The sequence below is a fragment of the Planococcus sp. 11815 genome (genome assembly GCF_051096385.1).
GTDB lineage: Bacteria > Bacillota > Bacilli > Bacillales_A > Planococcaceae > Planococcus > Planococcus citreus.
In genome coordinates, this window is record NZ_CP096991.1 from 1,447,961 (window position 1) to 1,469,566 (window position 21,606).

Annotated in this window: 16 protein-coding genes, 1 other RNA gene and 1 other annotated feature; of the genes, 15 read left to right on the plus strand and 2 right to left on the minus strand. The window is 51.7% G+C overall.

Annotation, left to right across the window (positions count from 1 at the left end; translation table 11 throughout):
• Positions 1 to 80: 80 nt before the first annotated feature.
• The 6 genes from M1Q06_RS07385 (at position 81) to dtd (ending at position 7,866) form a co-directional block, all read left to right on the plus strand.
• Entirely contained in the window at positions 81 to 521 is a 441-nt protein-coding gene (locus M1Q06_RS07385) for a LapA family protein (protein WP_434402541.1), read from the plus strand.
• Positions 522 to 605: 84 nt separating this feature from the next.
• Positions 606 to 2,948: a single-stranded-DNA-specific exonuclease RecJ gene (gene recJ / locus M1Q06_RS07390; RefSeq protein WP_434402543.1), complete on the plus strand. Its 2,343-nt coding sequence runs from the start codon at positions 606 to 608 to the stop codon at positions 2,946 to 2,948.
• Complete coding sequence (locus tag M1Q06_RS07395) at positions 2,939 to 3,451, plus strand: adenine phosphoribosyltransferase (protein ID WP_058380980.1); 513 nt, start codon at positions 2,939 to 2,941, stop codon at positions 3,449 to 3,451. The genes recJ and M1Q06_RS07395 overlap by 10 nt, the downstream gene beginning before the upstream one ends.
• An 89-nt stretch (positions 3,452 to 3,540) precedes the next feature.
• Entirely contained in the window at positions 3,541 to 5,094 is a 1,554-nt protein-coding gene (locus M1Q06_RS07400; RefSeq protein WP_434402545.1) for a glycosyl hydrolase family 28-related protein, read from the plus strand.
• A gap of 117 nt (positions 5,095 to 5,211) precedes the next feature.
• Positions 5,212 to 7,404 (plus strand): RelA/SpoT family protein, encoded by a 2,193-nt coding sequence (locus M1Q06_RS07405; RefSeq protein ID WP_434402547.1) that lies wholly within the window; start codon positions 5,212 to 5,214, stop codon positions 7,402 to 7,404.
• 9 nt (positions 7,405 to 7,413) lie between these two features.
• On the plus strand, positions 7,414 to 7,866 hold the full coding sequence (dtd, locus tag M1Q06_RS07410) for a D-aminoacyl-tRNA deacylase (protein ID WP_434402549.1): 453 nt from the start codon (positions 7,414 to 7,416) through the stop codon (positions 7,864 to 7,866).
• A gap of 147 nt (positions 7,867 to 8,013) precedes the next feature.
• Here dtd and M1Q06_RS07415 read toward each other — a convergent pair whose 3' ends face one another.
• Entirely contained in the window at positions 8,014 to 9,582 is a 1,569-nt protein-coding gene (locus tag M1Q06_RS07415) for an SH3 domain-containing protein (protein WP_434402551.1), read from the minus strand.
• Between the two features lie 118 nt (positions 9,583 to 9,700).
• Positions 9,701 to 9,941: a binding site (T-box leader), on the plus strand.
• A 47-nt stretch (positions 9,942 to 9,988) separates the two neighbouring features.
• Here M1Q06_RS07415 and hisS point away from each other — a divergent pair.
• The 4 genes from hisS (at position 9,989) to M1Q06_RS07435 (ending at position 14,154) form a co-directional block, all read left to right on the plus strand.
• Entirely contained in the window at positions 9,989 to 11,272 is a 1,284-nt protein-coding gene (gene hisS / locus M1Q06_RS07420; protein ID WP_121300088.1) for a histidine--tRNA ligase, read from the plus strand.
• Positions 11,273 to 11,274: 2 nt separating this feature from the next.
• Positions 11,275 to 13,059 (plus strand): aspartate--tRNA ligase, encoded by a 1,785-nt coding sequence (gene aspS / locus M1Q06_RS07425; protein WP_434402554.1) that lies wholly within the window; start codon positions 11,275 to 11,277, stop codon positions 13,057 to 13,059.
• A 44-nt stretch (positions 13,060 to 13,103) separates the two neighbouring features.
• Positions 13,104 to 13,287, plus strand: a non-coding RNA gene (gene ssrS / locus M1Q06_RS07430) — 6S RNA.
• Positions 13,288 to 13,392: 105 nt separating this feature from the next.
• Complete coding sequence (locus tag M1Q06_RS07435; RefSeq protein ID WP_434402556.1) at positions 13,393 to 14,154, plus strand: tRNA threonylcarbamoyladenosine dehydratase; 762 nt, start codon at positions 13,393 to 13,395, stop codon at positions 14,152 to 14,154.
• 52 nt (positions 14,155 to 14,206) lie between these two features.
• On the opposite strand, the gene M1Q06_RS07440 is transcribed toward M1Q06_RS07435, so the two are convergent.
• Positions 14,207 to 15,490, minus strand: coding sequence for a replication-associated recombination protein A (locus M1Q06_RS07440; RefSeq protein WP_434402557.1), 1,284 nt, complete (start codon positions 15,488 to 15,490; stop codon positions 14,207 to 14,209).
• A gap of 137 nt (positions 15,491 to 15,627) precedes the next feature.
• On the opposite strand from M1Q06_RS07440, the gene cymR reads away from it, so the two are divergent.
• Genes cymR through recD2 form a run of 5 tightly spaced genes read left to right on the plus strand, consistent with a single transcriptional unit; the run spans position 15,628 to position 21,465 of the window.
• On the plus strand, positions 15,628 to 16,044 hold the full coding sequence (cymR, locus tag M1Q06_RS07445) for a cysteine metabolism transcriptional regulator CymR (protein ID WP_058380971.1): 417 nt from the start codon (positions 15,628 to 15,630) through the stop codon (positions 16,042 to 16,044).
• A gap of 14 nt (positions 16,045 to 16,058) precedes the next feature.
• A complete protein-coding gene (locus M1Q06_RS07450) occupies positions 16,059 to 17,192 on the plus strand; it encodes a cysteine desulfurase family protein (protein WP_434402560.1) in 1,134 nt (377 codons plus the stop codon).
• Positions 17,193 to 17,207: 15 nt separating this feature from the next.
• The gene (mnmA, locus tag M1Q06_RS07455; RefSeq protein ID WP_434402562.1) at positions 17,208 to 18,326 is read left to right on the plus strand and encodes a tRNA 2-thiouridine(34) synthase MnmA; all 1,119 of its coding nucleotides are present in this window, start codon (positions 17,208 to 17,210) and stop codon (positions 18,324 to 18,326) included.
• A 14-nt stretch (positions 18,327 to 18,340) separates the two neighbouring features.
• Positions 18,341 to 19,000 (plus strand): tetratricopeptide repeat protein, encoded by a 660-nt coding sequence (locus M1Q06_RS07460; RefSeq protein ID WP_274625120.1) that lies wholly within the window; start codon positions 18,341 to 18,343, stop codon positions 18,998 to 19,000.
• Between the two features lie 26 nt (positions 19,001 to 19,026).
• Complete coding sequence (recD2, locus tag M1Q06_RS07465; protein WP_434402564.1) at positions 19,027 to 21,465, plus strand: SF1B family DNA helicase RecD2; 2,439 nt, start codon at positions 19,027 to 19,029, stop codon at positions 21,463 to 21,465.
• Positions 21,466 to 21,606 lie beyond the last annotated feature (141 nt).

Sequence of the window (21,606 nt, forward strand, 5' to 3'; positions counted from 1 at the left end):
GAGTATTAATACCTTGTCCCTTTTTTTTGTGCAATAAACCGGCAAGGTGTACGAAGTTTGAATAAGAAAGGATGGTTCACATGAAAATGCAATGGCTCTTATTGCTCGGTCTCGTTTTTGCTATCATCATCGCGATTTTTGCCGTATTCAATGTCGATAATGTGCCGGTCAATTATGTGTTCGGCGAATCACAATGGCCGTTGATCCTGGTCATCCTCGTGTCTGCATTGCTTGGCTTCCTATTGTCGAGCATTCTCGCCATGACACGCACGTACCAATTAAAACGCAAGGTGAAGACGCTCCAAAAAGAAGTGGCGGTCAAGGAATCGCTTATCGCCACGCAGCAGAACGAAATTGCTGAATACCAGAAAGCGGGCGTCACGCCTGATGCCATGGTCGTCACCGGGGAAGAACGGACGCACGATGCAGACGAGTCGCTCCGGTCGCAGCCTAAACGCGACGAGTTCAGTGTCAACGACACAGAAGACCGCCGAGCTGACACGCGCCGCGACGAATTGTAAAAAATGAACCTTTCGGCTAAGCGCCGAAAGGTTTTTGTCTGTCCGCTGATGTTGTATAATGTACGGGTGAGGAAGTGAAGACCAATGATAGAATCGAAAAAAAGATGGCAATTGACCACACCGGATGAACAAGCGGTCCAGGAATTACAAGAGGCGCTTTCCTTGTCTTCCGTGCTGGCGAAAATCCTCGTCACACGCGGAATCGACACGGTGGAAAAAGCGCAGGAATTTCTGGATGTCGAATTATCCGGCATACATAATCCGTTTCTGATGAAGGATATGGACGTCGCTGTGGCGCGTGTCCAACAGGCGATTGAAGCAGAAGAAAAAATCCTCGTCTACGGCGATTACGATGCCGATGGCGTTACGAGCACAACGGTTATGATGACGGTGCTGGAAGACTTGGGCGCGGATGTGTCGTTCAAGATCCCGAACCGCTTTGACCATGGCTACGGCCCGAATGCAGAGCTGTTCAAAGAAGCCCATGCTGAAGGCATCAACTTGATCGTCACCGTTGATAACGGCGTGTCAGGAATCGAGCCGGTGCGCTTGGCGAATGAACTTGGGATGGACGTCATCATCAGTGACCATCACGATATCGGCGATGAACTCCCAGCAGCACTCGCAGTCATCCATCCGCGGCATCCAGAAGGCAAGTACCCTTTCGGTGAACTGGCCGGTGTCGGTGTTGCATTCAAAATGGCGCAAGCGCTCTATGGCGATATTCCGGACCATTTGACGGAACTTGTCGCCATCGGCACGATTGCCGATTTGGTGCCGTTGCACGGCGAAAACCGCGTGCTCGTCAAAGAAGGCTTGCGTGCTTTGCAAGATTCGCCTATGCCAGCCATTGCGGCGCTCGCGGATGTAGCGGGCGTCAAGCAGCGCGACATTACGGAAGAGACAATCGGCTTCATGTTCGGCCCGCGCATCAATGCGATTGGCCGTCTGCAATCAGCAGACCCGGCCGTGCGAATGTTCATGACTGACGATCCATCGGAAGCGAGATCCCTGGCTGATGGATTGGATGTCTTGAATAAAGAGCGCCAGGCGATCGTCAAGGCGATTTCCGAGCAGGCAATCGAGCAAGTGGAAGCTCGCTACGGGGAACAGCTGCCACACGTCATCGTCGTGGCGCAGGAAGGGTGGAACCCTGGCGTTGTCGGCATCGTCGCCTCGAAACTGACCGAGAAGTTCTACCGCCCGTCGATTGTGTTGTCGCTCGATTTGGCGAACGGCAAAGCGAAAGGCTCGGCGCGCAGCATCGAAGGCTTCCATTTATATAATGAACTCGCCAAAAACCGCGACATCCTGCCGCATTTCGGCGGCCACCCGATGGCAGCGGGCATGACGCTTGCTGCGGAAGATGTCGACGAAATGCGCGAACGTTTGAACGAACAAGCGAAAGCGTCATTGACCGCAGAAGATTTGGTGCCGGTCGTGTCGATCGATATCCCTGTCACACTTGATGAAGTGAATACGGATACCATCGAAGGCATGCGCCGTCTCGCGCCATTTGGAATGGGCTTTGCCAAGCCGAAATTTTATTTGGAAGGCGTCAAGGTCGCCGGCATCCGCAAAATCGGCGCCAGCCAAGCGCATTTGAAGATGGAGCTGGCACAAAACGGTTCCACTTTGGACGCAGTCGGCTTCGGCATCGGCGAGCTCGGCGATGAACTGACGCCTGATGTGAAAATCGATGTCATCGGCGACCTGCAGATCAACGAATGGAACGGCCGCAAAAAACCGCAGCTGCTAGTCGAGGATATCCGCACGGACGAATGGCAATTATTCGATATCCGCGGCATCCGCCAAGTCAGCCGCTGGTCGAAGCTCATCCCGAAGCAAAACCAGGTATTCGTGGCTTTCCAGAAAGAAACGGAAGCGGTATTCAGTTCATTGCTAGAAGGGCCGATCGTTGGCGCACAAGCTCTCGCTGAATCGGATTCTGCGAAAGACCATCTCGTGCTATTGGATCTGCCCGATTCAGAAGAGCAGTTGTCGACTGTTCTTAAACAGCTGCGGCCAAAGCGTGTCTATGCCCATTTCTATGCGCAGGAATCCCAATATTTCGAGCGCATCCCAGACCGCGACCAATTCAAATGGCTGTTCGGGTTCGTCAAGAAACGCGGGATGTTCGACTTCAAAAAGAACGGCGAAGAACTAGCCAAACATAAAGGCTGGAGCCGAGAAACATTATTTTTCATGCTTCAGGTGTTTTTTGAACTCGGTTTTGTTACACTTAACAATGGAATTACCGAGATTGCACAGGCTCCGGGAAAACGCGATCTGTCAGAAGCGCCGTCTTATAAGAAGCGCGAGCGGCAAATTGCCTTGGAACAAAAGCTCTTATATGCATCCTATCGGGATCTAAAAGACTGGTTTGACGCCCAAGTGTCAGCCAAGGAGGAAGAATTATGGATTTAAAGCAATATATAACGATCGTAGAAGATTGGCCGAAACCAGGAATCAAGTTCAAGGATATTACATCTTTGATGGACAGCGGCGAAGCCTATAAATACGCAACGGACCAAATCGTCGCTTATGCGAAGACGGTCGATGCAGAACTTATCGTCGGACCGGAAGCACGCGGCTTTATCATTGGGTGCCCTGTCGCTTACGCGCTAGGAATTGGCTTTGCGCCAGTCCGCAAAGAAGGCAAATTGCCGCGTGAAGTGATTCGCGCACAATACGGCCTCGAATACGGGACAGACGTATTGACGATGCACAAAGATGCCATCAAACCGGGGCAGCGCGTCTTGATCACAGACGATCTTTTGGCTACCGGCGGAACGATCAACGCGACGATCAACCTGGTCGAACAGCTTGGCGGCGTTGTTGTCGGCTGCGCATTTTTAATCGAATTGACTTATTTGGATGGCCGCAAGAACCTCGACGGCTATGACGTTACAACTTTGATGCAATATTAAGAAAATCACCTTGCCTTTTTGGGCAAGGTGATTTTTTTTCTGATGGTAGGGTATGGTAGAGAAAGAAACTAGCGAGAGAGGTGATTTCCATGATCGAATTGGACAGACGGTATGACCCTGTGCAAAACAATGAATTGATCGGGCAGCTGTTGAACGATGCAACTCCTCTAGAACAGACTACCAGGGAGACCGAAGCGCTGTTCAATGACATCAAGAAAGATCTCCCGCGTGTACGCATCAAACGGCCTGTCCATTTTTTCGAGAAGCTCTGGTCTGTTTTTGCCGATGAGTATGAAGTGGCGGACGATAACGGTTATGGCACCATCGTGTTTGGCCAGGACCTGTTTCCGGAATGGAAAGGCAAGTTGGACCGCGAATACAAAAAGCTCGATTCGACGATCAACCGGCGTGTCAACATACGCGATTACGGGGCGATCGGCGACGGCATCACCGATTGCACCGAAGCATTCAAGAAAGCGATCGGCAATGGGCGTGTGGAAGTGACGGTCCCGCCTGGCGTCTATATCGTCAAAGGCATCCGCGTCCCATCATGGAGCCGGATCGTCGGGGCGGGCAAGACCGCCTCGGTCATCAAGCTGCATCCGAAAGCACCGAAGCGTTCGCGTTTATTGACGAACTCCAATTATGTGACCGGCAACCGCAATATCTCGATCGAAAGCTTGAGCCTCGACTGGAATGTGGAACGGCTTGGCCAGACCGAACGCACCAATGCGTGGGGCAATTATTCAAGCTGTGTCACTTTTGCGGGCGTCACGTACGGCTGGGTACGGGATGTCGAAGCGATCAATCCCGGATTGCACTGCGTCGACATCACTTCGCCGCTCTATAATTACGCAGGCGACGGCATGCGCGGGAGGGGCGGCAGCAAATACATCTGGGTCGATAAAGTGAACGGTTTCGGTTTCGGTGACGATGGGTTGACGACCCATCATAGCGATTATGTCTTCGTCTCGAACTGCCATTTTTCCGACCCAAGCGGAAAAGCGCATAAAAAAGGCTACTCCAACTCCAATGGCATTGAAATCGATGACGGCTCGAGGCACGTCTGGTTGTTCAATAATTCCACATCGCGCTGCTTCGGCGGCATCGAAATCAAAGCGCACGCCAATTCGTCGGCAGCGTCCGGCGTCTTCATTTCCGGCCATTTGTCGGTCAATGACAACCGCTCATTCAACTTCCGGCATATCGGCCATCACTTGCGGGAAGATCCCGAATCCTTATCGGCCTATAATATCAAAGCGCAGCGCCTCGTTTCATTGGCACCTGTCGAAACGCGGCTTTATAAAGATTCATCGCCGCGCTCGCTGGTCATTTCCGGCTACCGCAATGTTGCGATCAACCGCTTCCTGTTCGAAGGCGATCCGCTCTATGATTATAAAGGGCGGCCGGCCTCCGCCATACAGTACCGGGCTGAGCACATTTCGCTGTCGAATGGCGTGGTACGCGGCTTCCGGACCGCGGGATCTGACATTTCCATCATGGGCGGAAAGCAAAGCGCGCGCAACGTCCGTGTCAAGAATATTATGAGCGTCGATTCATCGAACAAGACCGTCGCAGTGGGCGATGACAGCAAATGGATCATGGTCGACGGCATCCGTAAACAGAAAGCAGACCGCCTGTAGCCCCTGGGGTATTTCCCGGAGATAGATGAAAACACGCAAAAGCTTTACTTTTTAGCGGGAAGTTATCTATAATAAAGAAATACTCTTCTGGAAATAAATAAAGCAAGGTGGGCAATTATGGCGAAAGATCAAGTGAGAACAGTTGAAGATGTATTCGAAATGGTTGCGTCCTATATGAATGCAGAGCACGTAGAAACGATTAAGAAGGCTTACCAGCTTGCCTATGAAGCCCATGATGGCCAATTCCGGAAATCCGGCGAACCGTATATTGTGCATCCGGTGCAAGTGGCCGGGATCCTCGCAGAATTGCAGATGGATCCGGCCACAGTCGCAGCGGGTTTTTTGCATGATGTCGTAGAAGACACCGACGTCAGCCGCGAAGACATCGTCCGAGAATTCGATGAGGAAGTCGCATTATTGGTCGATGGCGTGACGAAACTCAGCAAGATCAAGTATATGTCGAAAGAAGAACAACAGGCGGAAAACCACCGCAAGATGTTTGTAGCGATGGCGCAGGATATCCGCGTCATCCTCATCAAACTGGCTGACCGTTTGCATAATTTGAGAACCTTAAAATACCAATCGGTCGAAAAGCAGCGCATTAAAGCGAACGAGACACTGGAGATCTTTGCGCCGATTGCACACCGCTTAGGGATCAATACGATCAAATGGGAGCTTGAAGACACGGCTCTTCGTTATTTGAACCCTCAGCAATATTACCGCATCGTCAATCTAATGAAGAAAAAACGCACGGAGCGGGAAGATTATTTGAATAATGTCATGGGCGAAATCCGCGTCCAGTTGGATGAGGTTGGCATTGAAGCCGATCTATTCGGGCGTCCAAAGCATATTTACAGTATTTACAAGAAAATGGCGATGCAAAACAAGCAATTCAATGAAATCTATGATTTGCTCGCTGTGCGCATCACGGTCGACAGCATCAAAGACTGTTACGCGGTGCTTGGCATCATCCATTCCACATGGAAGCCGATGCCGGGGCGCTTCAAGGATTATATCGCTATGCCGAAACAGAATTTATACCAATCGCTCCATACGACGGTCATCGGGCCGCAGGGCGATCCTTTGGAAGTGCAGATCCGTACTGAAGAAATGCACCGCATCGCCGAATACGGGGTCGCGGCGCACTGGGCTTACAAAGAAGGCAAGACTTCCGACAAGCCGCTCAGTTCCGTGGATTCCCGCCTGTCGTGGTTCCGCGAAATCCTTGATTTCCAGAACGAATCCGACAATGCGGAAGAATTCATGGAATCACTGAAATTCGACTTGTTTTCGGATATGGTCTACGTGTTCTCCCCGAAAGGCGACGTCATCGAAATGCCAGACGGCTCTTGCCCGATCGATTTTGCCTACCGCGTCCATAGCGAAATCGGCAATAAGACGATCGGTGCAAAAGTGAACGGTAAAATGGTATCGCTCGATCACGAACTGCATACCGGCGACATTGTCGAAATCTTGACATCCAAGCAATCGGTCGGCCCAAGCCGCGATTGGCTGAATATCGCCAAATCGACGCAGGCAAAAAACAAAATCAAGCAATTCTTCAAGAAGCAAGTACGCGACGACAACGTCCATAAAGGGCGCGACCTCGTCGAAAAAGAAATCAAAGCACAGGAATTCACCCAAAAAGAAGTGCTGACAGCGGAGAACATTAAACGCGTCATCGAGAAATACAATTTCGCCAGCGAAGACGATATGTATGCGGCTGTCGGGTTCAACGGCATCACTGCCCAGCAAGTCGTCAACCGTTTGGCGGAGCGCCAGCGCAAAAAGCGTGAGCAGGAAGAAGCCATCGAAAAAATCACCGTGGAAATGAAATCCAATCAGCCGAAAAAACAGACGGAATCCGGCGTCATCGTGCGCGGCATCGATAATATGATGATCCGTTTGTCGAAATGCTGCAACCCGGTGCCGGGCGACGCCATTCTCGGTTTTATCACCAAAGGCCGTGGCGTCTCGGTTCACCGCGCAGATTGCCCGAATATACAGGCAGATGAATCCGACCGGCTGATCCCGGTCGAATGGGAAAATGCGGATTCGCCTGAAAATAAATCGTATCAAATCGATATCGAAGTGCAGGCATATGACCGCACCGGCTTGATCAATGAAGTGATGCACATGGTCAGCGAGACGAAGACGACGATTACCGCCGTCAGCGGGCGTGCCGATAAAGACAAGATCGCGACGATCAATTTGTCGATCATGATTCCGCATATCTCCCACCTGAACCGTGTCGTGGAACGCATCAAGCAAATTCCGGACGTTTATTCGGTTACACGCGTGACGAACTAAGGAGGAGCTATGAAAGTCGTATTGCAGCGTTCAAAAAAAGCGTCCGTCACCGTTGACGGGCAAATTACAGGGGCAATCGATTCCGGCTATGTTTTATTGGTCGGCATCACCCATAGCGATAGCGAAGCGGATGCAGTTTATGCCGCCAAGAAAATTGCTGGGCTTCGCTTGTTCGAAGACGAAGACGGCAAGATGAATCGCTCGATCGAGGAAGCGGGGGGCAGCGTGCTGTCGATTTCCCAGTTCACCTTGTACGGGGACGTGAAAAAAGGGCGGCGCCCAAGCTTTGTTGAAGCGGCGCGCCCGGAACAAGCGGAACCGTTATGGCTGAAATTCAACGAGGAATTGGTAAGCCACGGCCTCCAGGTTGAAACCGGCGTATTCGGCGCAATGATGGATGTCCAGCTCGTCAACGACGGGCCGGTCACCATCATTGTCGATTCGGATAGGGCTAAGAAATAATGAGAGAAAGAGGCAAGCAGAGCTGCTTGCCTCTTTTTTGATGGATAAAGTGCATGCAAATGGTTCCTTGAAGTTTTAACGTCAAATTCCAATCCACTGTTATCAAAGAATGCCCCGCTTCTCATTTGAGAAGCGGGGCATTCGATTTTATTCGCTTAATTCAGAATCGAAATAGCTGATGATGCCGTTGTATAGGCCAAGTGCCGCTTGTTCGCGGAATTGGTCGCTCGAGACGATGCGTTCTTCGTTGAAATTGCTGAGGAAGCCAAGTTCGACGAGCACCGCAGCCTGGCGGTTGTCCCGCAAGACGAGGTAATTACCTTTTCTCGCGCCGCGGTCATCGAGCGTCAATTTCCCAGCCAAACCGCCGTTGATGTGCTCGGCCAATTTTTGCTGGTACGGATGCTGGTAGTACGAAGTGAAGCCGGAAACGCTGCTGTCTTCTGTAGCATCGTAATGAATGCTGATGAAAGCGTCCGCTGCCACTTGGTGGCTTTCGGAAACGCGGTGGCGAAGGTCGACATAAACATCGGACTGTCTTGTCATGACGACTTCCGCCCCTGCAGAGCGCAGGTGGTGGGACAAAATTTCAGCTGTTTTCAAGGTCAGGTCTTTTTCGTTCGTTTTCCGGACGCCGACCGTGCCGCCGTCATTGCCCCCGTGGCCCGGATCCAAGACGATCGTCAAGCCGTTCAATGTGCCGGCTTTTCTGGCCGGTTGCTCTTTTTCGGCCTCGGCTGTTTCAGTGGCTGTTCCTGTGCGCACGACCCAATCGGCAATATACGCTTGGCGACCGTCTTCAAGCGCCACTAAATACCATTGGCCTTCTTTGCCTGCGACCGATAGCTGCATGCCGGCATCCGCCCGCGTGACCACTTCTGAAGAGGTGTTCGCTTGTGCGCGCAGATTCGTGCCGTCGGTAAGGACGGTCACTTGTTCATCGGTAGAGCTTGCTTGTTGTGCGGGCTGGTCGGACAATTCGCCGTAGAAGGCGTAGACCCAGCCGGTTTCACCTTCTGCAAGTTCAAGCTGGACCCAATTGCCGTCCATTCCTTTTACGTTGAACACTTGGCCTTCTTTAACGGAGGCCTGGATTTCCGAGTTTAAACTCGGTTCAGAACGGACATTCAGTGCGTCGACCGCGATGCGGAATGAAGACAGTTTTTCAAGAGCTTGAGCCGCTTCTGCCGGTTCTTCGGAAGGGGAGTCTTCCGGAGACGCGGCTTGTTGCTCAGTCAAGCTTATGTATTGTGTCGAGACGAAGCCGCGGACATTGCGGAATTGGACTTCTGTCCAGTCACCGTGGCTCGCAATCACTTGTGCTTGTTCGCCGGCATTCATTTTCGACAGCACTGCGGAAGATAGATCTGCCTGCGCGCGAATGTTCAAGCTGTCGACAGAAGATACAGCGGTTTGGGCTGATGCCTCTTGTGCTTGTTCTGTACTGACGAGCCAAGAAGCGACCCAGCCTTCTGTATTGCCGTGGCGGATCTCGATCCAATCGCCGCTGCGTGAAACTTGTTGTGCTTTGTCACCTTGTTTCATCGAGCCGATCACTTCATAGCTCAAACCCGGCCCGGTCCGGATGTTGACCGTTGAGCCGGTCGCGGACACCTCGCCGTTATCTGCATGGGCAGGATTCGAAACGGCTAATGGGATCGGGCCAGATAAGGCCAAAATGAAAACCAGCAAGGTGAGTAATAATCGTCGTTGCATAGCGGGCCTCCTAAATTAAGTTCATCTTCATCATAATATCAAAAAAATCAGGCAATGTATGCAAAAGCTTGACAAGATTTCTTCAGCTGATTAAGATTGATTTATTCTACTTATATAATTTTTGCTGAAGACGGAGAAAGTAATTGCTGGCATCGACTGAAAAGAGAGGGAAAGCCCTGGGCTGAAAGCTTTCCTGCAGAGATCTGCAACGAACAACACTCTTGAGGTTCTTTACTGAACGGCGCCTTGCGCTTATTAGGCTAAGACGGTTCCGGCCGTTATCCGGACAGAGAGGGCGCAGATTGTTGCGTCAACTAGGGTGGAACCGCGGAAGCTAATTTTTAGCTCTCGTCCCTTGCGCAAGCAAGGGGCGGGGGCTTTTTTGTATGGAAAAGGAGAGATGAAAATGGGCAATATCCAAGCACCGCGCGGCACATATGATGTGCTGCCGCAAGAATCTGCCAAATGGCAGGAAGTCGAACGGACGATCAATGAATTATGCAACCTGTATCAGTACAAGGAAATCCGCACGCCGGTTTTCGAACACACGGAATTGTTCCAGCGCGGCGTCGGCGACACGACCGATATCGTCCAAAAGGAAATGTATACATTCCAGGACCGTGGAGACCGTTCTTTGACATTGCGCCCGGAAGGAACCGCATCCGTCGTGCGTTCATATGTCGAACACAAACTCTTCGGCCAACCTGACCAGCCGGTGAAGCTATACTATACCGGCCCGATGTTCCGCTATGAGCGGCCGCAAGCCGGTCGCATGCGCCAGTTTGTGCAGTTCGGCGTGGAAGCAATCGGCTCGAAAGACCCTGCCATCGACGCGGAAGTCATCGCGCTCGCCATGGACGTCTATAAATCGAGCGGGCTGAAAAGTTTGCGGCTCGTCTTGAATTCACTTGGCGATACCGAAAGCCGCTTGGCGCATAAACAAGCGCTGATCGAACATTTCGCGCCGTCGATTGAAGAATTCTGCGGCGATTGCCAAAATCGCCTGGAGAAGAATCCGCTGCGCATTCTCGATTGCAAAGTGGACCGCGAGCATCCCTTGATGGCGACGGCTCCTTCTCTTGCAGATTATTTGAACGAAGAATCGGCTGCTTATTTTACGCAGGTTAAGGACTATTTGGACGAACTCGGCATCAGCTATGTCGTCGACCCGAACCTGGTAAGAGGGCTTGATTATTACAACCACACCGCTTTTGAAATCATGAGCGAGGCAGAAGGCTTCGGGGCAATTACGACGCTTGCAGGCGGCGGCCGCTATAACGGGCTAGTCGAAGACCTCGGCGGCCCGGAATCCCCGGGGATCGGCTTTGCGATGAGCATCGAACGCTTATTGCTCGCACTGGAAATGGAAAAAGTGGAAATCGGACAAGACCAATCGCTTGATGCATACGTCATCGCAATGGATGCGGCATCGAAAAAGAAAGCCGTATCTATTGTCCGCGACTTGCGCGCAAATGGCATCTCGGCGGATATGGATTTCACTGACCGCAAGATGAAAGCACAGATGAAGTCTGCCGACCGCAAAAAGGCACGTTTTGTCATCGTCATCGGTGAATCGGAGCTCGAGAGCGGCAAAGCGGCCGTCAAAGAAATGGCGACGCGTGACCAGCAGGAAGTGCCATTCGGCGAATTGGCTGAAAGCATCCAGAAAAAGAAATCATTGGAGGAATAAATATGTCGAGAACACATTATTGTGGAGAAGTGAACGAAACGGCAATCGGCCAGCGCGTATCATTGAAAGGGTGGGTCCGCAAACGCCGCGACCTCGGCGGATTGATCTTCGTCGATGTGCGCGACCGTTCAGGAATCGTCCAAGTGGTCTTCAACCCGGAAATTTCGGAAACAGCGTCAAAAATCGGCGAATCATTGCGCAATGAATTTGTCGTCCATATCGACGGGTTGGTTGTCGAACGGGCGGAAGGCCAAGTGAACGCAGCGATGAAAACCGGTAAAATCGAAGTGCAGGTGGATAATGTGGAAATTATCAATGCCGCGAAAAACCCGCCATTTGCGATCGAAGACCAAACGGATGTCAGCGAAGACCTGCGTTTGAAATACCGTTATTTGGACTTGCGCCGTCCCGCGATGTTCGAAACCTTGAAAATGCGTTCGGACGTTACGAAAACGATCCGCAATTTCCTCGACAGTGAAGGATTCTTGGATGTGGAAACACCGATTTTGACAAAATCCACTCCGGAAGGCGCACGCGACTATTTGGTGCCAAGCCGCGTCCACGACGGCGAATTCTATGCCTTGCCACAATCACCGCAATTGTTCAAGCAAATGCTGATGGTTTCAGGGGTAGACAAATATTACCAAATCGCACGCTGTTTCCGCGATGAAGATTTGCGCGCTGACCGCCAGCCGGAATTCACGCAAATCGATATGGAAATGAGCTTCCAGACAATGGAAGACATCATTGAATTGAACGAACGCTTGATGATCCAAGTAATGAAGGATGTCAAAGGCATCGACATCGATGCAGGATTCGAGCGCATGGGCTACCAGGATGCCATGGAACGTTTCGGTTCAGATAAGCCTGATGTCCGCTTTGGCATGGAATTGACCGATGTTTCGGAACTGGTGAAAGACTCCGCATTTAAAGTCTTTACAGGAGCCGTTGAATCTGGCGGTCAAGTCAAATTGATCAATGCCAAAGGGCAAGCCGCCAATTATTCGCGCAAAGACATCGATGCACTCGGCGAATTCGCTGCGCGATACGGCGCGAAAGGCTTGGCGTGGCTGAAAGTGGAAGAAGGCGGCGTCAAAGGGCCGATTGCCAAATTCTTCGAAGGCGAGATGGCTGACAACTTGATCACAGCAGCTGAAGCGGAAGCAGGAGACTTGCTATTGTTTGTCGCCGACTCGAAAACGGTCGTGGCGGACGCTCTTGGTGCCTTGCGTATGAAGCTCGGTAAAGACTTGGACTTGATCGACCAATCGGTCTTCAAATTCCTATGGATCACCGACTGGCCGCTGCTTGAATACGACGATAAAGACGGCCGTTATTACGCAGCACATCATCCGTTCACGATGCCGTTTGAAGAAGACCTCGACAAACTGTCGACGGAACCGCAAAACGTCCGCGCACAAGCGTATGACTTAGTGTTGAATGGCTACGAACTCGGCGGGGGATCGGCGCGTATTTACAAACGCGACATCCAGGAGAAAATGTTTGAAGTACTCGGCTTCTCAAAAGAAGAAGCGACGGAGCAATTCGGCTTCTTGCTTGAAGCATTCGAGTACGGGACGCCTCCGCACGGCGGCATTGCGTTCGGACTTGACCGTTTGGTGATGCTATTGGCAGGGCGCACCAACTTGCGCGACACAATCGCATTTCCAAAGACCGCTTCCGCAAGCGATATGCTGACGGAAGCGCCGAGTCCAGTATCATCGGCCCAATTGGAAGAATTAAGCCTAGCGGTAACTATTCAGAATAGTGAAAAAGATTCAGAGTAAAAGACTTGTACATCTTTTTCGGGTATGCTACTATACTTGTAGAGAGAATCCTGATGTGTTCGTTTTTAGCAATTCGATTTTGACCCAACATTTTGTCGTCGGGAGACCTACATATCACCATGGCTAACATGCCTTAACGGGAAGTTATAAGTGGTGATGCGGTCACCCACCTGCTATAAGCGGGTTCAAACGATGCGCAACACAAAGGACGGCACGATCGGGATTCTTCTTACATAAGCAATCCAAATCCCTCCGGCATTTGCCGGAGGGATTTTCTATGTGTATAATCCCTAGTATCCCTATTTAATATTGAATCTGAAAGGCAGTGTGAATATGTTACATCAATTTTCAAGAAATGAACTCGCCATCGGTAAAGAAGGAATGGACCTGGTTAAAGGTTCGACGGTCGCCATCCTCGGAGTCGGCGGAGTCGGTTCATTTGCAGCCGAAGCTTGCGCAAGAAGCGGCGTCGGAAAAATCATCCTCGTCGATAAAGACGACGTCGACATCACCAACATCAACCGCCAATTGGTAGCGAATCTTTCCACGGTTGGCCAGTCTAAGGTCGAAGTCATGAAAAAGCGCATTCTGGATGTCAACGCGGAGTGTGAAGTCGTGACACTTCATATGTTCTATACAGAAGATACCTATGAAGAATTTTTCAGCCACAAACCCGATTATGTTATCGATGCTTCGGATACACTGATCTATAAAGTGCATCTGATCAAAGAATGCTATAGCCGTCGCATCCCGATCATCTCGAGCATGGGCGCCGCCAATAAGACGGATCCGACGCGTTTTAAAATCGCGGACATCTCGAAGACCCATACCGACCCTTTGGCGAAAATGATCCGCAAGAAACTGAAGCAAGCGGGCATCCGCAAAGGCGTACCGGTCATCTTCTCAGATGAAAGCCCAATCGTCGTCCGTGAAGATGTCGTCGAAACCGTCGGCAAAAAAGACGCGGCAATCCGCAAAGCGCAGATGCCGCCATCTTCCAACGCGTTCACGCCATCGACGGTCGGCTTGATCGCCGCGAGCTGGGTTGTCAACCAAATCACCAAATCGATTCACATCCAGCGCGTCAATCAATAGATTATAGAAAAACGGACGGAGAATGCTATCATTCTCCGTCCGTTTTTATGCATTATTTTTTGCGGAAGCCTTTCAGCTTTTCGTAAATGCCCGCGAATTTCTTTTCTTCTCCGGCCACGACCGGCTTGTAGAATTCCGCTTTTTTCAATTCTTTCGGCAAGTAATCCTGGTCAACCCAGCCGCCGAATGAGCCGATCGGCGTATCGTGGGGATATTTATAGCCGCCGTGCCCTAGTTCGGCACTGCCCGCGTAATGGGTATCGCGCAGATGCGGCGGGATGTCCCCGACCTGGCCTTTATTGATCGCAGCGGTGGCTGCATCGATGGCGCGGTAAGCGGAGTTGGATTTTTCCGATAGGCACATCTCGGCGACCGCCTGGGCGAGCGGGATGCGTGCTTCCGGCAACCCGAGCCGGTCCGCTGCCTGGCAAGCCGCGAGTACATGGCCGCCGACAGACGGATTGGCGAGACCGATGTCTTCATAAGCCATGACAAGAAGGCGCCTCGTCACCGCAGTAAGATCCCCGTTTTCCAGCAGATGGGCAAGATAATACATCGCCGCATTGACATCGCTTCCGCGTACGGATTTTTGCAAAGCCGATAACAGGTTGAAGAAATGAGACCCTTTTTTGTCACCGAATACGCCGACGCGTTTGATCATCTGTTCGATGATGCCGTCATCAACGAGATATTCGCCGTCTTCTTCATCTGACGCGATGACGATCGATTCGAGCATCGTCAAGGCTTTTCTCGCGTCACCGTTCGTCCCTTCGGCAATGCGGGTGACTTGTTCTTTGGAAATTCGGATTTTTTCGCGGCCGAGCCCGCGCTTTTCATCTGCCAATGCGCTGTTCAATAGTTCGACAATATCGTCTTGCGTCAGCCGTTTGAGCTGCTTGATTTCGCCGCAGCGTGAGCGGATCGCTGGATTGACGTCGTGGAACGGGTTTTCGGTCGTCGCGCCGATGAGCACGATCGAACCGGATTCGACATGCGGCAACAGCGCGTCCTGCTGCAATTTATTGAAGCGGTGGATCTCATCCAAAAACAGCAATACCTTGCCGGTCATGCGTGCCTCTTGAACGACCGATTCGACATCTTTCTTGCCGGAGGTTGTTGCATTGAGCGCGATGAACGGCAGATCGGAAGTGCCGGCGATGGCGTGCGCGATCGAGGTCTTGCCGATTCCTGGGTCGCCATATAAGAGCATGGACGGCACATGGCCGCTTTTGATCATTTTATACAATGCAGTTGAAGGGCCGATGACGTCTTTTTGGCCGACAACTTCGTCGATGGTCCGCGGACGCATGCGGAAAGCGAGTGGTTCATTTTGCAAGAGGAAAACTCCTTCCGTCTATTCATTCCATCAGTATAGCGAATCGTGCGCTGAAAGTCATTGAAAGCCTATGTACAGTAAGATATGCTATACTTATTTGAAGAATTGACGATTAGGTTCCAGAGGAGTAGTTTTAGATGAAAATATCAACGAAAGGCCGTTACGGCTTAACAATTATGATTGCATTAGGAAAACAATATGGGGCAGGCCCAGTTCCGCTGCGCAAGATTGCCGCGGACAATGAATTGTCGGAAGCTTACCTTGAACAGCTCGTGGCACCGCTGCGTAATTCGGGGCTCGTGAAAAGCGTGCGCGGCGCATACGGCGGCTATATGCTGACGCGGCATCCGAAAGAGATTTCAGCAGGAGACGTCATCCGTGTGCTCGAGGGGCCGATCCAGCCGGTCGAAGGCATCGAAGACGAAAAACAGCCCCAGCGAGAATTATGGGGACGCATACGCGATGCCGTGAAGAACGTCTTGGATACGACAACGATCGAGGATTTGGCACAGACAGAAGAAGGCGACACCGAACATTATATGTTCTATATATAAGGAGTTAATGAATCATGAAACAAATCTATTTGGACCATGCGGCTACTTCGCCGATGCATCCGCAAGCAGCTGAAGTGTTCGCCAAAGCCTTAAGTGAGCATTACGGCAACCCATCAAGCATTCACCAGACCGGCCGTGATGCACGGCGCGTTTTGGACGAAGCACGGCGCACGCTCGCTGCGAGCATCCACGCAGACGACAACGAAATCATCTTCACATCCGGCGGCACAGAGGCGGATAATTTGGCGATCTTCGGTACAGCCAGCGCCAAGGAAGGCCGCCATATCATCACCACTCAAGCCGAGCATCACGCCGTTCTTCACGCTTGTGAAGAATTGGCGAAACAAGGCTATGACGTGACGTATTTGCCGGTGGATGAAACCGGCCGCGTCAAGCCAGAAGACGTGAAACAAGCGCTCCGGAATGATACGATTCTCGTGACGGTCATGCTCGCCAATAATGAAATCGGCACGATCCAGCCCATTGCCGAAATCGGGGAGCTGTTGAAAGGGACGAATGTCACTTTCCATACCGATGCGGTACAAGCGTATGGCTTATTGCCAATCGATGTGGATGAGTTGAACGTTGACTTGCTATCGGTCTCTGCCCACAAAGTGAACGGCCCGAAAGGCATCGGATTTTTATACCAGCGCAAGAACACGCCGCTTAAGCCCTTGATGTACGGGGGCGAGCAGGAACGCAAACGCCGTGCCGGAACGGAAAACGTGCCGGCCATCCAGGCGTTTGCCAGCGCAGTGAAAATCGCACAGGAAACGATGGAAGATAAACGCCAAGCGTTCACGGAATTCAAAGAAATTTTCCGTGCCGAATTCAAGGAAAATAGCATCGACTTTAAAGAGAACGGCACCGATCAATTGCCGCATATTTTCAATGTCTCCTTGGACGGCATCGACATTGAATCGTTCTTGGTCAATTTGGACCTGTCCGGCATTTCCGCATCAAGCGGGTCGGCGTGCACGGCTGGTTCGATCGACCCATCGCACGTTCTCGTTGCGATGTACGGGCAAAATGCCGCAGAACTGCGCAATTCGATCCGTTTCAGTTTCGGCATCGGCTTGACCGCCACGGATATTGCACAAGCAGCCGGAAAAACGGCTCAAATCACGAAGCGCCTGGCGCAAAAATAGAAAAGGTGAATAAAAATGGAAACAAAAGCTCCACAAGATACACGCGTAGTCGTCGGCATGTCCGGAGGGGTCGACTCTTCGGTTGCCGCTTATTTATTGAAGCAACAAGGTTATGATGTCATCGGCATCTTCATGAAAAACTGGGACGATACCGACGAAAACGGCGTCTGCACCGCCACGGAAGATTACGAAGACGTCATCCGCGTCTGCAACCAGATTGGCATTCCGTATTATGCGGTCAATTTCGAAAAGCAGTATTGGGATAAAGTATTCACGTATTTCCTCGAGGAATACAAAGCGGGACGTACGCCGAATCCGGACGTCATGTGCAATAAGGAAATCAAGTTCAAGGCATTTCTTGAACACGCTTTGAGCCTCGGTGCGGATTATCTCGCAACCGGCCATTACGCACGCGTCGAAACGGACGAAAGCGGCGTCACACATATGCTGCGCGGCGTCGATAATAATAAAGACCAAACGTATTTCTTGAACCAGCTGAACCAGGAACAATTGTCGAAAGTCATGTTCCCGCTTGGTGCGATCGAGAAGAAAGAAGTGCGTGAAATCGCCCTTGAAGCAGGACTTGCGACAGCGACGAAAAAAGATTCGACGGGTATTTGCTTTATCGGCGAACGCAATTTCAAGGAATTCCTCAGCCAATATCTTCCAGCTCAACCGGGTTCTATGGAAACCTTGGAAGGTGTCAAAAAAGGCTCTCATGATGGCTTGATGTATTACACGATCGGACAACGCCAAGGCCTCGGCATCGGCGGAGCGGGCGACCCGTGGTTCGTCATCGGGAAAGACTTGGAGAAAAACGTCTTATATGTCGGGCAGAACATCCACCACGATGCACTGTTTTCCGATAGCTTGACTGCGGTCAACTTGAGTTTCACAACCGGTGATGCACCGTCCGCGAGCTTCCAGTGCACAGCAAAATTCCGCTACCGCCAGCAGGACGTCGGCGTCACAATCGATATGAAAGACGGCGAAGCGGTCGTTACATTCGATGAGCCGGTCCGTGCAATTACACCGGGCCAAGCAGTCGTTTTTTACGACGGTGACGAATGCCTCGGCGGCGGCACGATCGACCGTGTCTTCAAAAACGGTTCACAGCTGGACTATGTAGGATAATGGGGGAATCGGCGATGAATTATAACGAAATCGGCATCAAAGCCTTGCAAGAAGGCAGGGCGGAAGATGCTATCCAGGCATTCACGAACGCCATCGAACAACAGCCGGAAGACGCGCTCGGCTATATCAACTTCGGGCATGTATTGGCGTCGATGAACGAAACCGAGCGCGCTGAACGCTTTTTCCAGAAAGCCTTGACGCTCGATGAAACGTCGGCGACTGCTTATTACGGATTGGCGAATCTCTATTACAACGCGGAACGCTACGAAGAAGCGTTGAAGCTATATGAAAAAGCGATCCAAAATGGCATCGAAGGATCGGATGCCCATTATATGGTCGGCAAATGCTTCGAACGCATCGACCAGCCGAAGCTCGCTTTGCCTTATTTGCAGCGTGCTGTCGAATTGGATCCAAATGACCTGCAAGCGCGTCTCAGCTACGGCATTGCATTGGCATCGCTTGAGTTTTTTGACATGGCGGAAGAACAATTTGTTTATGCGCTGGAAATCGATGTCGACAACTCAGACGTCCATTACAACTTGGGCGTTTTGTATGCCGTATCGAGCGACCGTACGGAAGATGCCATGTACCATTTGCAGCGTGCGTACACATTGGATGACAAGAACGAAATGGCGCGTTATGCCTACGATATGATCAACGAACGCTTGAATTGAACAAATGAAAGAGAGGAGACGGCCGCATGTCCGGACAGATCGATTTATTCCAAAAAGAAAGTGAATTTGTGCTGGGGCGTCCGGTCGTCTCGATTTTTCACAATCCCCAAAACCTCTTCTCCATCATCAAAGTGAAAATCCAGCAAACCAACACTCCTTATACCGAAAAGGAAATCATCGTCTCCGGTTATTTCCCGAAGCTGTCGCTTGAAGAGCAGTACAAGTTCACCGGCAGCGTCAAGAACCATCCAAAATACGGCGTGCAGTTCCAGGCCGAAACGTTCAAAAAAGAAGTCCCTGAAACCGAACAAGGCGTCGTCCATTACCTGTCGAGCGATTTGTTTAACGGCATCGGGCGCAAAACCGCCGAGACGATCGTCAAGAAACTCGGCAGCGATGCCATCAAGAAAATCCTCGAAGACCCCGATTCGCTTGATGGGGTCCCACGCCTGTCGGACGAGAAAAAAGACACGATCCGCTCGACATTGCAAATGAATTTGGGCCTTGAACGCGTGATGATCCAATTGAACGATTGGGGATTCGGCCCGCAAATCGGCATGAGGATATACCAGGCTTATCGCGAGGAAACGATTGATATCCTGACGAAAAATCCGTTCCAGCTCATCGAGGAAATCGAAGGCATCGGTTTCCACCGGGCGGACGAGCTCGGCTCGAAACTCGGCATCACCGGCAACCATCCTGACCGCATCAAAGCGGCGATTCTCCATGTGTTGAACCAGGCATCGTTGTCAGAAGGGCATGTCTTTGTCGATGCGAAGAATTTGATTCCGCTCGTCAAGCAAATGCTCGAAGCGAGCCAACGCGAAGACATCCCGGTCGAAGCGATTTCCCAGGCGGCGATTGAATTGAACGAAGAAGGAAAAGTGGCGGGGGAAGAAACCCGCCTTTATTTGCCGTCGCTGTATTATTCGGAAGTCGGCATCGCGACGAAGTTGGAAACCTTGATCGCCGAGCAAGAGACGCGCGACGGGTTCCCGTCTTCCGAGATCCGAAAAGCGCTTGGCGAAGCGGAAGAGCGGCTCGGCGTGAATTATGCAGAGACGCAAATCGACGCCATAGAAAAAAGCTTGAATTCGAGCGTCATGATCCTCACCGGCGGCCCGGGAACCGGTAAGACGACTGTCGTCCGGGGATTGGTCGAAGTTTACGCAGAGTTGCACGGCCTGTCGCTCGACCCGAAAGACTACGCCAAGAAAAAGGAGCCGTTCCCGATCATTTTGGCAGCTCCTACAGGGCGTGCGGCAAAACGCTTGAGTGAATCGACCGATTTGCCGGCGATGACGATTCACCGTTTGCTCGGCTTTAACGGGCAGGAACGGGAAGAGGAAACCGAAAAAGATATCGAAGGCAAATTGATCATCATCGATGAAATGTCGATGGTCGACACGTGGCTTGCCCATCAATTATTAAAAGCGGTCCCTGTTGACGCCCAGCTGATCTTTGTCGGCGACCAGGACCAATTGCCGCCGGTCGGCCCCGGGCAAGTGCTGCGGGACATGCTGGCTTCCGGTCGCATTCCGACGGTCGAGCTGACGGAAATCTACCGCCAAAGCTCTGGCTCGTCGATCATCGAACTTGCCCACCAAATGAAAGCCGGGAAACTGCCGGATAATATCGAAGCGAAGACATCCGACCGATCGTTCATCCGCGCAGGCGCAGACCAGATTCCACTGGTTGTCGAAAAAGTGGTCAAGAGCGCATTGTCGAAAGGCCATACGATCAAAGACATCCAAGTGCTTGCGCCGATGTATAAAGGGCCGGCCGGAATTGATGCGCTCAATCAGATGATCCAACAGATGGTCAACCCGAACGATGACGGTTCCCGCAAAGAGCTGGTGTTCGGTGATATCACTTACCGCATCAATGACAAAGTGCTGCAGCTGGTCAACCAGCCCGAGAGCAATGTCTTCAACGGCGATATGGGCGAAGTGGTCGCCATCATGAAAGCGAAAGAGACGGTGGAAAAGCAGGACTTGCTCGTCGTGTCGTTCGATGGCATCGAAGTGACTTACCAGCGCAGTGATTTGAACCAGCTGACGCTCGCCTATTGTTGTTCGATTCATAAAGCGCAAGGATCGGAATTCCCGACGGTCATCATGCCGGTCGTCCGCGGCTATATGAAAATGCTGCGGCGCAACCTGCTCTATACAGGCATCACGAGAAGCCGGGATTTCCTCATCCTGTGCGGCGATCCGGGCGTCTTCCGCTACGGGGTCGAGCGTACGGATGATTCGAGCCGCCTGACAACCTTGGCAGACCGGCTGGGCATAGCGGCTGTTCCGGATGAAGGGGCGGCCTCGGATGCACTAGAAGCATCAACCGAAAAGTCGGAAGCAGAAGCGGAAGCTGCCGGGCCGAAAAGCCTGACGCAGCAAAACGCCCACCGCATCCATCCGATGATCGGCATGGAAGGCATCACGCCGCGCGACTTCCTAGAAGCGTGAGCGTGCTTGACAAGGCCCGCGTGGTTTTCTATAATTCAATTTATAACAGATAGACAACACCTAGACGGAGACAGTAAAGAGATTCCGGCTGCTTAGAAAAAGGCTCCCCTTGGCTGAAAGGGCCTTCTGCCGCATCTTTTG

Coding starts and splice junctions, on each gene's coding strand:
- M1Q06_RS07385 (WP_434402541.1), top strand. CDS start 81: ATGAAAATGCAATGGCTCTTATTGCTCGGTCTCGTTTTTGCTATCATC.
- recJ (WP_434402543.1), top strand. CDS start 606: ATGATAGAATCGAAAAAAAGATGGCAATTGACCACACCGGATGAACAA.
- M1Q06_RS07395 (WP_058380980.1), top strand. CDS start 2,939: ATGGATTTAAAGCAATATATAACGATCGTAGAAGATTGGCCGAAACCA.
- M1Q06_RS07400 (WP_434402545.1), top strand. CDS start 3,541: ATGATCGAATTGGACAGACGGTATGACCCTGTGCAAAACAATGAATTG.
- M1Q06_RS07405 (WP_434402547.1), top strand. CDS start 5,212: ATGGCGAAAGATCAAGTGAGAACAGTTGAAGATGTATTCGAAATGGTT.
- dtd (WP_434402549.1), top strand. CDS start 7,414: ATGAAAGTCGTATTGCAGCGTTCAAAAAAAGCGTCCGTCACCGTTGAC.
- M1Q06_RS07415 (WP_434402551.1), bottom strand. CDS start 9,582: ATGCAACGACGATTATTACTCACCTTGCTGGTTTTCATTTTGGCCTTA.
- hisS (WP_121300088.1), top strand. CDS start 9,989: ATGGGCAATATCCAAGCACCGCGCGGCACATATGATGTGCTGCCGCAA.
- aspS (WP_434402554.1), top strand. CDS start 11,275: ATGTCGAGAACACATTATTGTGGAGAAGTGAACGAAACGGCAATCGGC.
- M1Q06_RS07435 (WP_434402556.1), top strand. CDS start 13,393: ATGTTACATCAATTTTCAAGAAATGAACTCGCCATCGGTAAAGAAGGA.
- cymR (WP_058380971.1), top strand. CDS start 15,628: ATGAAAATATCAACGAAAGGCCGTTACGGCTTAACAATTATGATTGCA.
- M1Q06_RS07450 (WP_434402560.1), top strand. CDS start 16,059: ATGAAACAAATCTATTTGGACCATGCGGCTACTTCGCCGATGCATCCG.
- mnmA (WP_434402562.1), top strand. CDS start 17,208: ATGGAAACAAAAGCTCCACAAGATACACGCGTAGTCGTCGGCATGTCC.
- M1Q06_RS07460 (WP_274625120.1), top strand. CDS start 18,341: ATGAATTATAACGAAATCGGCATCAAAGCCTTGCAAGAAGGCAGGGCG.
- recD2 (WP_434402564.1), top strand. CDS start 19,027: ATGTCCGGACAGATCGATTTATTCCAAAAAGAAAGTGAATTTGTGCTG.